Below are 13,770 nucleotides of genomic sequence, written 5' to 3' on the forward strand. Positions count from 1 at the left end.
AATTACGGCCGCGGCTGTAATGCAGGTGGTTGATGCCGTATCTGGTTCGGGCGCGAAACGCGGTGCCGGTGTTGGAAGGGCCGACTAATTCGACCTTCAATTCGAAGCGACCGTCCGGTCTCAATGCAAGAAGCTCCTGTAGGGTCCTTGAAGGATATCGACAGAGGAAAACTATCAAATGTGGTGTTGCAAGAACGCGCCCCAAGGTCGTGGGGGTGACCCAAATTTTTCTACTGAACCAGAACCTGCAAAGGCCGATATTGCCTACGAGGCTATTCGACGAATTCTCCACAGTAACGGTCGTGTGCCGGGGCAACATCTCAGGGAACAGGATCTAGCGTCTAAGCTCGATCTTGGTCGAACGCCAGTTCGCGAAGCACTTCAGCGGCTTGCAGCTGAAGGGAAGATCCAATACATCCCTCAAAGAGGCTTTTTCACGAGACCGATGTCGGAAAGAACTCTGTTAGATCTTTATGTTGTCGGACGTGAGACCCTGATCTCGGCATTAAATCGAATGCGGCCGCAGGTCCCAGAGAGCTGGACCGTGACGGATAAATTGTCCCCTGACGAACTCGCCTTAAGGGCAGAAGCGATATTCACTAAAGTCGCCCAAGAAGCATCGAATTGCGAGGCTTGCAAAATCGTCCACCGATTCTGTTTTTGCACTCACCCTCTACGAATGGAAATAACTGCGTCGGAACTTCGGCCCGCGTTTGTCGAAAGCCTCGAGAAGCTAATTGCCGCAATGTCTGAACTAGGCACGGCAACGACCCTGGTGGAGTCCGCGTTGGTGAACCACCTTGATCTAGAACAGGGTGCCGTCTCAAGGATTGTACAAGAGGTGAACGAACGTGGATTAACAGGTTTTCCGGGGCCTGCGAGAAGTTTGTGACATCGCATACCGTCATCTCGACGAATGATCCTAATCAACGAACCCGAAGAATCTTGTCGAGTGCCGCGCATATCTGCGGCTGCTGCGGGCAATCCAAAAGCCGACGTCGGCATTACCTACCAGCATTTTAATTATGTTGCCAAATCAAAGAGGCTGCCACCATCCCTTCAGCATTCCAGAATACAGCGCTGGCAAAGCGAAAGTTGCTCGTGTCCTATCGGGCAACGCCCTCCGCAGGTTTCCATTTGCCGCAGCTTGCCCAGGCCAGCTATGATGATCGAGCGACGTTTTCAGCCGAAGTCTCAAAAGACATTGTGCCAAAGATAATAACAGCCAACGGGATCGACGCTGCGACCTTGAGGACAGAGGTTACGCCAGGCGGGTATCTCCTCAAAACCAATGCATCGCTTCAGACCGAGGGTGATCTCGATGACGCCGCGGCGGATCGACTTGCCGGCTCCCTTGGCTACGTCTTCCGCCAATATCGCGTCCTTACCTCTCGCCTCAACGACACGACAGGTAAGACAGGCTTTGTTGTCGTGCGGTTTCCGCAGGGCAGCCTTAACGCCACCGTCGCGCAGAGATTCTTCGAGGCAGCGGACGCAACGAAAAAAGGCTTGGGCGGCGGATATGCCGTGTTCGGTGACGAGCAGATCTTCCTTAATGCAACGAATTCCGAAGGAAAGCCTTATAGCGGACTCGATGACGCAAGCTTCCAAGACGGATTGAGACGCGCAGCCGTATCGTTTGGCAGCCCCAAACCAATGGTTTCTTCCCTCGGCAATGCGACCGCGCGCTCTATTGGGAATGATTGGCAGAGGTCAACAAGAGGCGAGGGCTATCAAACTTTGCTCGGTGGATCGGACGGCGAGTTGGTGAGAAAGCTCGACGAGATCAGCAGGTGTTATGCATTCCTCCTCGCGAAGACAGCCGACAGCAAGGGCTGGGCCAAAGATGAATAAGGGCCGGACGAGGACCTACGCTCAAGTCGCTTAGCGAGTTCAAATGGCGTTTCGCAAAACGGATCTCGCAGTCGATACGATTTTGAGTGATCGTACGCCGGCCACCTGGGGCCGCGCCGGAGAAAATCTCACTGCTGCAATGCTCGAGAAATTCAAGACGGCTTAATCCTGCTTTGGTTCTAGAATATCTTAGCGCGGCGACGTCACAGCTTGAGTGGTCACCATCTTTGCTCGATCTGGCTCAGACATTTGCTGCGCAAGCGGCCGGGATTGCGGCATCGAGGTAGCTGAATCTGATGCCGTCTAATCGCCGTCGGAACAAATGAGAGTCGTCCAACATCGCTAGTCATAGCGTTCGATATTGGTGCGGATCCCATCACCAGCCACCGATTTTACATTCGACGGGGGATTACCAGGGCGAGCCGTGCCGCAGGGAGTCCTTATCTCGCCGGAAAGGTACTGGCCGCTGTTGCAGGGCAGCATGTTGACGTCGAGAAAGTCGCTCCTCTTCAGGGAGTTCTGATACGCTACAACTTCTTTTATCGACATCGGGGTCGAGAAGATCGTCGCTCCCTCAAATCCCGGCAACGCCTCTATTGGCTCAATCATGGGCGACGCCTGACCGGGCGCGGCTGCAGCGCCAATAACCCATGGTCCAACCGATCCGAAAATCACAGATTTCGGACGATCGGCTGGCGTACCAGAGCTGAAAGGAGAATGCGGAAACCCACTGTCGAGCACTGCCTCATCCCATTGGTAAGCTGTAAAAGCTAGAAAATAGGTATACGGCGCAAAACGGTCGATGCGCACTTTGCCGTCTGGAGTAAAGGTATAGTAAATCCACTCTGTGCCGGAGAATGCCCCTGTTGGCCCCACGACGTTCATATCCCAGGGCTTCTGCCACCATGCAATAGACGCCATGTCGCTTTGAAGCAGGCTTTTCGCAAAAGACCACTTTTGACCATTCGGATTGGGCGTGGCTCCCAACGCGAATGATAGGTAAGCATCGTTCGAATTAGAACTTAGAAGCGATAAGGCGCTACCGCCATTAGGAGCGGTATTTTCACGGGTCTTTTCGACCAAAAGGACAGTGAACCCCGTGTCCGGTCTGATCGACGCGCTTTGACTAGTCACGATTGACGCGTGCGGTGGAAAGTTGAAGGAAGTCTTGTTGGTATAGAAGTCAAATGCCTGCCTCGTATCTTCGGGCACCGGATAATCCGCTTCTGTCGCCGAGTCGTGGATGTACAGCTTTGGAAATTCCCAGAAAATTGGCACTACCTTCGGTGTGAGCGTCTGAGATACTTTGTCCGACGCGCTTCTAAGACAATTGGCTTCATTGGTGCATGATGCCCCTTGCCCTTCGCCAGCGACAAGACAGCCCAGCGTGGAAAACAACAGGAAGAATTTCATTCCATTATTCATCAAAACAATCCCGTTTTTGGAAGCGGAGGTCTTGCTCTAGCGCGTGAGCTCGGTGGTGTTGCGGCGCCCTATCTGGCGCAACATATCGCCGACTACGTCGGGCCAATCAGTGGTGATAAGATTGGTACGATTGACGATCGCCATCTCCGGATCTCCTCGGTAATCTGGTACGATCCCTCGTTGAGCGGTCGATTTCGGATCCGTGTTGTGGTCGAAGCAGCATTTTCCGGCGCTGTTGGCGACGCCCTCTGGAAAGTAGTTACTTTCATGATAGGTGGCGAAGCCCTGCTTCTGGTCGATATAGTCGAAATATGCCTGCAGACCGTCACCTTTATAGAATTGGTTCATTTCAAACTGAATGGAGAACGGCGCCACATTCCATTGATCGTAGATTGAGTCCTCGTGGGGATCGTAGCTGGAATCCTTCACATTCTCGTCATCCGGGTTTTCGACGACAATTAGCCCGCCAATGAGGTTGGGGTCGTAGGTCGTCCGATTTAAAATCGTGCCGACATCCACCGCATCCTTTGCTTTGAGCTTGAATACAACGGCTTTGCTGAGTTTCGCATTTCCCTTGGTCGCGAGAATGTCAAGGCAGCGTTGCATGAGCTCGATGGGATCAGTAGGGTCCTGATCATCGACTGCCGCCTTGATATCGACGATCATCACGTAGCCATGACCATCATCGGAGACATATTGGGCGAGTAGATCGAGCGCGGCAGAGAACGTTAGGAACTTCGCCTTTCGCCCTTGTGAATCCGTAAAAACGCGGCCATGTCGGTCCCGTAGATCGGCCTGTCGTAGCTGCGAAAAGTTCTGATTATATAATAGGCCGCTTCCAGTTGACTCGCGCTCAATCCTGTAGTCGTGAGATAGAACGACTTCATTGTCAGCGGTGAAGCGGGCATCGACTTCCACGCTCTCGATCTGCGAATTCCAGGCGTCTTGCAAGGCATAGGCTGAATTCTCGGGATAGATCTCCCAAGATCCGCGGTGCGCAGATAGCAGGACCAAGTCATCGTCGGGTTTCGGCAGCTTAAACATGTTTCTTGTAATCGCACTTACAAGATATGGTGAAGGCTTTACCGGAAGCAGCGCCTCTGCTTCGGCATAGGATGGAATAGCGAAAGCAAAAAAAGAAGTCAAAATGAGCGATGCCCGCAGATCCCGTCGGCCGCCGAGGTAACCAAAACGCGAGGCGTAAGAATTTAGGATCGCTGATGCTACGTTGTTGCTGGTGTGCATAAGGTTTCAGAACCTTTCGATGGGAATTTGGGTAGCTCGCTACGTTGTACGGCCTGTTCCTGGGGCTTTTTGCAACAGCACGAACCGCCTCAGCAGTGGCTAAGGCCTGGGCTGGGAACGAAAGAGGGGAGATGGCCTCGCTACGCGATGGGATTTGTTAGCCGACCGCCTGGTTCCCCCCTTGCTCTATGGCTGTAATAACAGGCTGTTCGACATCAAGATGATCCATAAAAGCGGAGCCTAACAAAGGCGTTGCGTTAAGAGAGGTGAAAGCAGCTTGGAGCTCGACACGATTATTTTCATCCTGGTGCAGCGGTTCTCAGGTGAGGAGGCGTTGGCAGGGTTTTCTCCATCAAAGCTGCTGCGCCATAGGGTGTTTGGACGCAATCAATTGCCTGCCAGCCGCTCTTTTCGTAAAGAACTCGCGCGTCCTCCGTTATCAAGAAAAGGCTTTTGTAACCGAGGCGCGATGCTTCGTGCTCCAGCCGCTCGATCAACAACGTGGCTATCCCTTTCTTGCGGTGAAATGGATGGACAAAGAGCGACTTAAGCCACGGGGATAGATGAGATTTTCCATCGAAATCACGATCAGCCAACGTGACCATCCCAACCGGCAATGCGTTTTCAATGGCAATCAATGTTAGCGGTATCGAATTTTTTGTTGCTGCTTCAAACTCGCCCCGCGTTTGTTCGTACGAGCCATTTGATTGAGAACCCCATTGTCCGAAAGTCCAACTTGCGCAAATGGAAATGAATTTCGGAAGTCTTTCTAGGTACTCGATCGTTACCGGAGTTGCAGCTACCATTGGTTTCGCGGTCATAGTATCTCCATTCTTCTGGCGGGCCGAGCAATCGAGCGAGGATCGGTCAATTTGAGGTGAAGCCCGTGCACCAACCGATGCTATCGGATCCCACGATATATCCTGGACGGTGACGCTGCGATTCAAGACGCTTCGCCTGAGCGCAACTGCGTGATCACAAAGCTGCTAAGATTTGTGGCAACGCCGTCATGCGGCTAAACAGCTTTGTGGCACCTGCCTCCATCAGTTTGTCTCCATGCCCAGCAAGGCAATGAGAGCCACCCACGAAGCCAATCACCATCATCCCGGCTGCCACTGCCGCCTGAGTTCCAGCAACGCTGTCTTCAATAACGAGACAACTGCCAGCCGGTGTGTTCATATTCTGTGCTGCAAACAGAAAGAGATCCGGCGCTGGCTTACCACGCGCAACTTGCGAAGCGCTGAAGACATGGGGCCAAAAGAAATCATGCAGGTCTGTGACTTTAAGAGCCAAGCAGAGCTTCGCAGCATCACTGTTCGACGCCACGCACTTCCTTAAATTGATAGCTTCCAAGGTTTGCCGAACGCCGCTGGTTGCACGCAGATCACGAGCATATCGATTTGCAACTTCGGCCATCACACGTTCATGATGATCCTCCGGTAGGCGCAAGCCGCCCTCGGATTCTATGACTGAATAACTTTGCTGGTCAGTCATTCCTATGAAGCGATCGTTATACTCTTCAGCGGATATGATATAGCCACATTTCGCCAAAGCTTCGATGTGCACCCTGGTTGCGATAAGCTCGCTATCGACGAGAACCCCGTCGCAGTCGAAGATCAGTAATTCCGGACTTTTCGAAAAAGACATACAAGGAGTCCTCGTTGTAGAATCACTCTGAGTTTTGTCCCAGCGCAGCTTTCAATCTTCCGGGCATTGAGCAAAGTATGATTGAAAAGGATCGGATGTTGACCATTGCGGCACTGGGAAATTGGTGCGACGCGCGGGGCTCAGCCAGAAATTGCTCCTGCGGCGACCTTCGGACCTTGCCTATGAAGAGCATTCCAAACCTTGTGAAACGCCTCTGCATAAAGCTTCATCAATTCGCCATCGTTGGGTGGCGCAATCTCGGAAACGTAAAACATCGTATCCAAGAGTTTCACTGTATTTGGAAAATCGGCAGCCTTCCAGTTGTCGCGAATGTCTGGAAGATATTCGAATACGGGCTTCGTGAGCCAAACACAGATAGGCACGCCTTCGGCCTGCAGCGATTTCACCACGAAATCCCTTGCAGCCGGGCCTGGCGCGAAGCCAAGTGCCGCAGGTTCGATCCGGAGGGGAAAGTTGAGCATCGAATGGTCGCAGTCAGATGGGTTGAAAAGAGGAAATATACCCACAAGCTCGCTGATCATCTCCCATAAAAGCTTGCTATTGTCTCTTCGGATTTGCAGTTGCGTATCCATCTCAGTGACCCGCAAGTTCGCTATAGATGAAGAGAATACGTTGGGCCTGTAGTTGTACCCTTGGGAATAGGGCGAGAATATTCGCGCTCCGCTCCGAGACGAGCTGGACAGCGATACGCGATCAACATGTGCAATCAAGTTGGCGTCTTCCGTGATGACAAATCCTAGCTCCCCAGCCCCAAGGTGCTTGGCGCCGTTTCCGGATAGAGCGAGTGCGTCTGCATCAAGATGCGCACCGTCGACGATTGGTTTCGCGGCGCCGATCGATTGGCAGATGTCGTCGATCACAGCAATGCCTTGAGCTCGCGCTGCAGACCTCGCGTCGGGGACGAGAACATTGTTTCCGAAAAGGTGAGTGACTAAAACTGCAGCCACGTTGGGGCCGAACTCTTCAGCGGCGGCGCGCTGATCAATCCCGGCCAAGTTCATGTCGACATCAACGAAGACGGGTTGAAGACCGCTGATCGTGATTGGCCCTACCGCTCCCGGCCAATTCAATGCTGCGGTAACAACTTGCTCGCCTCGCTCTTTCACGTAGTCGAGCTCGATGTGAATGGCTGCCGTTCCGCTGCCGACAGCGCGCACTTGCCACTTCCCGGTCCACCTTGCAAGGCTTTCCTCCAAACCGCTCACAATTGGATGATTAACGCGGTGATATCTTCCACCATCCACAACTCCACGCAGGGCATCCGAGTGCTTCTTCTCCGCGGCGGGCCAAGGTGTAACACGTCCCTGGGGGACCACAGGCTTCCCACCGAAAACGGCGAGCTTCTCGACTGAGAAAGCACCAGTTGCGTTGCGAGTTATGAGCCGTAGTGCACCGAATCTGTTCATCTCGATCTCCAATCATGCTCATTAGAATGCTGATCAGCCCACACAAACGCTAGCACTGCTTTCCCCGGCATGATAGCTCAAACTAAGTATATAAAAAAGTATATGCTAAGTTATATTCAAGATACGCGAGATAAAATAAGTATAATATTCGATTCTGTCGTGTATGGTCAGGCAGCTGCTTGGGCGTCACCTTGGTCAGCTTCTGCACGGAGCGCTTGGGATATTTCAATAGTTTTTAACGATTGGGCGGACACTAAGATCACTGAATGAAGGCTTGGGACGGGAACCGGCCAAAGTTTCCCGTAAACGCCAGGTGCCGATCATAAGATGCGTTGGAAGAACAGCACATGGCCCCCAGATCATAACCCGAGCCTCACCAGATTGCGAAGAAGCGGTTAGCCCCCTGATAGTGCTGGCCGTTGGCGGCGCAATTGGTTCGGCCAACAGGATTGGATGCTATGGACTCTTTGATAAGAAGACTCGAAGCTCACCGACTGGGAGAAAGTGAGGGCAGTTCTGACGATCGCCATAAAGATGAGAGCGCTAAGGGTATAGTACCGGCCCAAAAACTGATTCCAACGCGAACCTTGGGCCCTGCGAATCGGGGCCGATTGCTGCAAGCCTTGTACGACATAGGGCCATCCAGCAGGGCGGACCTGGCCCGCCTTGCGGGTGTGACTCGAGGGACTATCGGAGGGATTGTGCAGCCCCTGATCGATCAGGGTGTTCTTGCGGAAGGAGAGGTGATACCTCCCAACGAAGCAGGCGGCAAGCCGGCTACCAAGTTGTGGTTTTCCAAGGATGCAAGGCCAATATGCGCGGTGCTCCTGATGCACGACCGCGTGAGTGCTTGTTTGGTCTCTTTGGAGGGCAAGGTCTATGCTCAACACGCCGCCGATTTTCCGAAGAACCTTACACACCCCACCGACGCATTCCGAATTATAAGCACCTGTGTCGAAGAAACCATCGCATCTGGCAAACCGATCTTAGGGATAGGTGTAGCAGTTGCAGGAATGATCAATACGGAGACGGGCACAATTGTGACCGCCAGTCTCGGGCCATTCCTGGACGGCTTACCGCTCGAAGCCGAGTTGCACAAAAGGTTCGGCGTTACCGTGTGTGTCGATCAGGATACCAGAGCCTTGCTGGTTGGGGACCGATGGTTTGGACAAGGCCGCGGCCGGAGAAACTTCGCCTCCGTCCATATCGGCGAGACTTTGGGTGGAGCGCTTTACCTTGATGGGCATCTCTATCGGGGACCCGCAGGTGCAGGCGGCGAAATCGGTCATACGACCGTAGACATCAAAGGTCGGATATGCCAGTGCGGCCGACGTGGATGCTGGGAAACAATCGCCGGCTCGAAGTGGTTAACGGACGAGGCCAAGGTTAGGCGGTTGCCACAACCGCACTCCCTGGATGTGAGCCGATTATTGACTCTGGCCAACGACGACGTCCCAGGCGCACGAGAATTACTTCGCGACTACGCGTTCAACATTTCGGTCGGCCTGGCGAACCTTCAGCAGTTCATGGCGCCCAATTTTATCGTTATTCACGGCGACATCGTACGAGGGGGAAACCCCATGCTTCATTTAATCCAGGAAAGCTTCCGGGAATTGGTATTCCATCGCCCGGGCGATGAAATTGCCCTTTCTTTCGGAGATAGCGAATGCCTGGCGGCTTTACGCGGTGCCGCCAGTCTGCTTCTTTCTGAATTGCTGAATTTCGTCATCTAAGGACATCCGCAATACGTTCCTGCGGGAGGTCCGCGGTCATTGCCGGGATCTATCTGCAACTCGACCGTCACTCACTTTGCCGAGTTCGTTCGCGACCTTTGCCAGCATCCGGCGTGCTGGCAAAGATATTGACGCTGTTTCACGGTTGCTTTGACTGGTCTGCTGCTCAGAGAGTGCATTCTCAATCTGAAACTCCGCCACAATCCCGCGCAACTGTTTTGCCTCAAGGGCAAGTGCCGTGCTTGCAGCCGTGGATTCCTCGGCCATGGCTGCATTTTGCTGCGTAACCTGATCCATTCGATTGACTGTCCGGTTGACCTCAAAAAGGGTTGCGGACTGCTCGTTGGAAGCGGCCGTGACGGCATCAAGCTGAGTGTTAATCAGCACTATCTGGTCCACGATGATCTTGAGCGCCTCGCCGGTATCGCGGACCAGCTTGACGCCACTGCTGACCTCATCAACCGAATTGAGGATAAGATCCTTGATCTCTTTTGCTGCATGCGCAGAGCGTTGAGCAAGCTCCCGCACCTCCTGGGCAACCACTGCGAAACCTTTTCCTGCCTCGCCGGATCGTGCCGCCTCGACGCCTGCGTTGAGCGCCAGAAGATTGGTCTGAAACGCGATTTCGTCGATGACCCCGACAATACTGGAGATCTGCGAGGATGACCGTTCGATGCGTTGCATTGCCGCGACAGCGCTGGAGACCACTCCCCCGGAGTGGCGCGCCGACTTGTTTGCCTCGATCGCAACATGTCGCGCCTCCGCTGTGCGCTTTGAGGAACTGGCGACGTTCTGGGTAATTTGATCCAGCGCGGCGGCGGTTTGCTCCAGTGAAGCAGCCTGGTGCTCTGTGCGGCGTGACAGGTCCTGCGCGCTCAAACTGATTTCCTGCGCGCCATCATCTATCGATTCGGTTGCGTTCGACACAGCTCTCAAGCTCTCGGCGAGCTGGGCAACAGCAGCATTGAAGTTCGCCCGCAACGGTTCGAAGTCCTCGGCGAACTTGTCGTCGAGGCTGAACACGAGGTTCCCGTCGGCGAGATGCCTTAGGCCCTCTGCAAGCCCGGTCGTTGCCTCCGCCATATCCCGCGCCCGCTGACGATCGGTCTCGGCGAGACGCGCACGTTCAATCTCGTTTGCGCCACGACTTGTCTCTGCATCCTTTCCGAGATCGCGCGCCCTCAACTCGTTGTCCTTGAAGATCTGTACTGCCCGGGCCATCGATCCGATCTCGTCGCGGCGAATCGTTCCCTCAACAGTCGAAGTAAGATCGCCGTCGGCTATGACCTTCATCGTCGTAACCATCTGTTTGATCGGTTTGACCAACCAGGCGCGAATTGCGAGAAAGCCGAAACACGAGACAGCGAAGAGTGCCACAATAGCTGTTCCCAAACTCAGCACGGACGTGTCACGGACAACGTTTGAAACGCCAGCACGCTTTTGATCTGCGTCGGAAGCGAGTTTTTCCGTGACGGATGTGAATCTTGGTGAGATGGCAGCAAAGGCGGGTTGGCAAAGAGTGAGATAGAGTTGCTGCACCATGGCAAGCTCGGCTTCACTAGTTGCGCCGCGACCAACAGCGATGGCTGCACCACACGTATCGGTCAGGACGGAGAATCCATCCGCCTTCAACTTCGGCAGTTCGCTCTGCTCAGGAACTGCGGCAATCGCCATATCCATGAACCTGACGAAGTTTTCTCGTGCGTCATTCAAGCCAAATTCTGCGCGCGCCCTCGCCTCTTTCGACCGCGTCATCACCATGTCGCTGATGTTGGCACGCGCTATTTCCAGACTTCGGTTCGACTGGGTCAAGCGAAGTGCTGCAGATGCATCTTTGTCGAGAAGCTCCTGATAGCTGTCGTTAACTTTCAACATTTGCCGGCTCTGATAGAACGTCAGACCGAGTGCCATGACGCCAAAGACGGCCATGATGATAAAGAACTTACCGACAATGGAAATGTGTTTCACGGGCCACTCCTCTAAGCTCGGTGTCACTTACGGCGGATGGATGTTCAGATTCTGATGGTTTGATGTCTCGAGTTTTAAAAAAATGGCTGCCGCCGACCTCGTAATCGACGACAGCCAAGTTGCCTGGGAGGGCAGGAGAAAAGAGTTGAAACCCCAGCTGGCGATATTTCGTGCACGTTCTGTCAGTCGCGGATCGCAGCCCCCGTTACTGGGTCGAACCAGTGCAATTTCTCCAGGTCGACTGTCAATGGCAGCACCTGATTGGGTCGAGGTGTCAGCGCCGGTGGTATACGCGCCACAAGCCGGTTCTTACCCTTATTGGGAAAGTCTTCGGTATCTTCAGCATCGTTGATATTGACCGGCGGTGAGGCGATGTCGAAAAACACGAAAGTGTCGGCTCCAAGCGCTTCGGCAACCGGGATCTGCTCATTGAACAACGCCTCGGCCTCGGGACAAACCTTGAACATCTCCGGGCGAATTCCAACAATGACTTGTCGCCCGGCAAAGACCGACAATGCTGGCTGGGCGGGGATGGAGAAGGATATATTCGTCCCGGTAATCGCAGCTTTCAGCGTCCCGGCTTCCGCTGTCAGCTCGATGCGTACGAAATTCATGGCGGGCGAACCGATGAACCCCGCGACGAACAGATTGGACGGCTTGTCGTAAAGCTTCTGCGGCGTGTCGATCTGCTGAAGATTACTCTCCTGTCCGTTAAACACCGGCTTCAGCACAGCCACGCGATCGCCCATGGTCATAGCCTCGACCTGATCGTGGGTCACATAAAGGGTTGTGACGCCGAGTCGCTGATTAAGCAGCTTCAGTTCACCGCGCATCTGCACGCGGAGCTTGGCATCCAGGTTGGAAAGAGGTTCGTCCATCAAGAAGGCCATGGGATGGCGAACGATCGCTCGACCCATCGCCACGCGTTGGCGTTGACCACCAGACAATGCCCCCGGTTTGCGCTCGAGATAGCGCGCGAGATCAAGCATTTCGGCTGCATCGCGCACCAGCTTGTCAATCTTGTCCTTGGGCATTTTGCGCTGCTGCAAGCCAAAAGCCATGTTGTCGTAAACAGACATATGAGGGTAAAGCGCGTAGTTCTGAAAAACCATCGCAATATCCCGGTCCTGGGGTTCTGTCTCCGTCACATCAGCGTCATCCATGAGCAGCCGGCCGCTGTTGAGCGCTTCAAGACCCGCTGCCATCCGCAATAATGTCGACTTGCCACAACCCGAGGGGCCGACCAACACGACGAATTCTCCGTCCGCGACCGAAAAACTTACATTCGCAACGGCAACGGTTCCGTCCGGAAAGGTCTTGCCGATCCCGTCGAAGGTCATGGACGCCATTTTTATGTACTCCCCGTATTTTCAAGCGAGGCAAGCCGCACCGTTATGCGGACATGCCCCGCGCCTTTGGTTCCGGCTTTAGCCGATGTTCACAGCCTTGCCGGTCGCAACGGATTCCTCGATGGCGGCCAGGATCTTGGTGTTTGCCAGGCCGTCCTGCGCATCTGCCAGCAGCGGAGCGTCACGCAGGACGCTATCGACAAAGCGAGCAATGGACTCCAGGACAAAGCCGCCGATACGCGTCGCGCCGGTGGGCGTTATGCCGATATAGTCATTGTATTTCAGTCCGCCGTCGACGATACGGCGCAGGCCGCCGCTATGGGTCGGGTCTGCCTGGATCTGGCCCTTTTCACCAACGAACTCGACCTTGAAATCGACGAGCGAAGGATTGTCGCGCGACAGGATCCAGCTGTTCTCCATGGTCACGACCGTGCCCTTGGAAAATTCAAGGATCGACGCATGGAAGTCTTTCGTATCCACGCCGCCGGCAGACAGTGTCCCAGAGCGGGCGACGGAATAAACACGCACGACCTCGTCTGCGAGAATGAAACGCAGGACATCGACGAGGTGGCTTCCCAGGAACCAGAGTGCCGAAGACTTTGCAGCCCAGCTCAGCATTTCGAATGGAACAAATGTCGTATTCGAAAGACGCGCGGTCCCGTGCTTTGCCAAGCCGATCTGACCGTCCTGAATCATGTCGCGAACCTGGGCGAGGATCGGATTCACACGGTTGTGGAAATCAATCATCAGCTTGCCCTTGGATTTTGCGGCAGCCGCGGCAATTTCCTCGGCTTCACTCACCGTCGTCGCAAGCGGCTTTTCGCTCAACACGTGTTTGTCAGCTTTCAGAGCGGCGAGGATTATCGGCGTGTGGGTAAAGTCGGGTGTCGCAACCGAGATCGCATCGATCTGATCGCTGAAGATCAGCTTCTGATAATCGGTGAAGGCCCGCGTTGCGCCGTAGGTTTCCTTCATCTTCAGCGCCCTGCCCTCATCGAGGTCGCAGACGCCGACCAGCTCGGTCTCCGGCAAGACATTAAAGGTGTGGGCGTGATTGCCGCCCCAAAGACCGGCGCCAATGACGCCCATTCGCAGTCTGCTCATTTCATTACTCCATTCATA

General features: G+C 54.3%; 11 protein-coding genes. 3 read left to right on the forward strand and 8 right to left on the reverse strand.

The features are described 5' to 3' along the window. Positions 1-178: 178 nt before the first annotated feature. Entirely contained in the window at positions 179-892 is a 714-nt protein-coding gene (locus J3O30_RS30055) for a GntR family transcriptional regulator (RefSeq protein WP_018482090.1), read from the forward strand. Positions 893-1,101: 209 nt separating this feature from the next. Continuing rightward, complete coding sequence (locus tag J3O30_RS30060) at positions 1,102-1,854, forward strand: hypothetical protein (protein ID WP_245315078.1); 753 nt, start codon at positions 1,102-1,104, stop codon at positions 1,852-1,854. 342 nt (positions 1,855-2,196) lie between these two features. Here J3O30_RS30060 and J3O30_RS30065 read toward each other — a convergent pair whose 3' ends face one another. The 5 genes from J3O30_RS30065 to J3O30_RS30085 all read right to left on the reverse strand — a co-directional run bounded on the left by J3O30_RS30065 (position 2,197) and on the right by J3O30_RS30085 (position 7,598). Next, the gene (locus tag J3O30_RS30065) at positions 2,197-3,267 is read right to left on the reverse strand and encodes a hypothetical protein (protein ID WP_017958604.1); all 1,071 of its coding nucleotides are present in this window, start codon (positions 3,265-3,267) and stop codon (positions 2,197-2,199) included. Between the two features lie 48 nt (positions 3,268-3,315). After that, the gene (locus tag J3O30_RS30070; protein ID WP_020572027.1) at positions 3,316-4,524 is read right to left on the reverse strand and encodes a glycerophosphodiester phosphodiesterase family protein; all 1,209 of its coding nucleotides are present in this window, start codon (positions 4,522-4,524) and stop codon (positions 3,316-3,318) included. 299 nt (positions 4,525-4,823) lie between these two features. After that, positions 4,824-5,345, reverse strand: a complete 522-nt coding sequence (locus J3O30_RS30075) for a GNAT family N-acetyltransferase (protein ID WP_245500473.1) — start codon at positions 5,343-5,345, stop codon at positions 4,824-4,826. A gap of 154 nt (positions 5,346-5,499) precedes the next feature. Next, positions 5,500-6,171, reverse strand: coding sequence for an HAD family hydrolase (locus J3O30_RS30080; protein ID WP_018517066.1), 672 nt, complete (start codon positions 6,169-6,171; stop codon positions 5,500-5,502). A gap of 140 nt (positions 6,172-6,311) precedes the next feature. Further along, positions 6,312-7,598, reverse strand: a complete 1,287-nt coding sequence (locus J3O30_RS30085; RefSeq protein WP_184500843.1) for a DegT/DnrJ/EryC1/StrS family aminotransferase — start codon at positions 7,596-7,598, stop codon at positions 6,312-6,314. 458 nt (positions 7,599-8,056) lie between these two features. Between J3O30_RS30085 and J3O30_RS30090 the strand changes: the two genes are divergently transcribed. Next, entirely contained in the window at positions 8,057-9,331 is a 1,275-nt protein-coding gene (locus tag J3O30_RS30090) for an ROK family protein (RefSeq protein WP_184500842.1), read from the forward strand. A gap of 36 nt (positions 9,332-9,367) precedes the next feature. Here J3O30_RS30090 and J3O30_RS30095 read toward each other — a convergent pair whose 3' ends face one another. The 3 genes from J3O30_RS30095 to J3O30_RS30105 form a co-directional block, all read right to left on the reverse strand. Further along, positions 9,368-11,299, reverse strand: a complete 1,932-nt coding sequence (locus J3O30_RS30095) for a methyl-accepting chemotaxis protein (protein ID WP_184500841.1) — start codon at positions 11,297-11,299, stop codon at positions 9,368-9,370. Positions 11,300-11,481: 182 nt separating this feature from the next. Then, on the reverse strand, positions 11,482-12,648 hold the full coding sequence (ugpC, locus tag J3O30_RS30100; RefSeq protein WP_164575321.1) for a sn-glycerol-3-phosphate ABC transporter ATP-binding protein UgpC: 1,167 nt from the start codon (positions 12,646-12,648) through the stop codon (positions 11,482-11,484). 78 nt (positions 12,649-12,726) lie between these two features. Next, positions 12,727-13,752, reverse strand: coding sequence for a Gfo/Idh/MocA family oxidoreductase (locus J3O30_RS30105; RefSeq protein WP_207585643.1), 1,026 nt, complete (start codon positions 13,750-13,752; stop codon positions 12,727-12,729). Positions 13,753-13,770: the final 18 nt, after the last annotated feature.

The organism is Rhizobium sp. NZLR1 (assembly GCF_017357385.1).
Classification (GTDB): domain Bacteria; phylum Pseudomonadota; class Alphaproteobacteria; order Rhizobiales; family Rhizobiaceae; genus Rhizobium.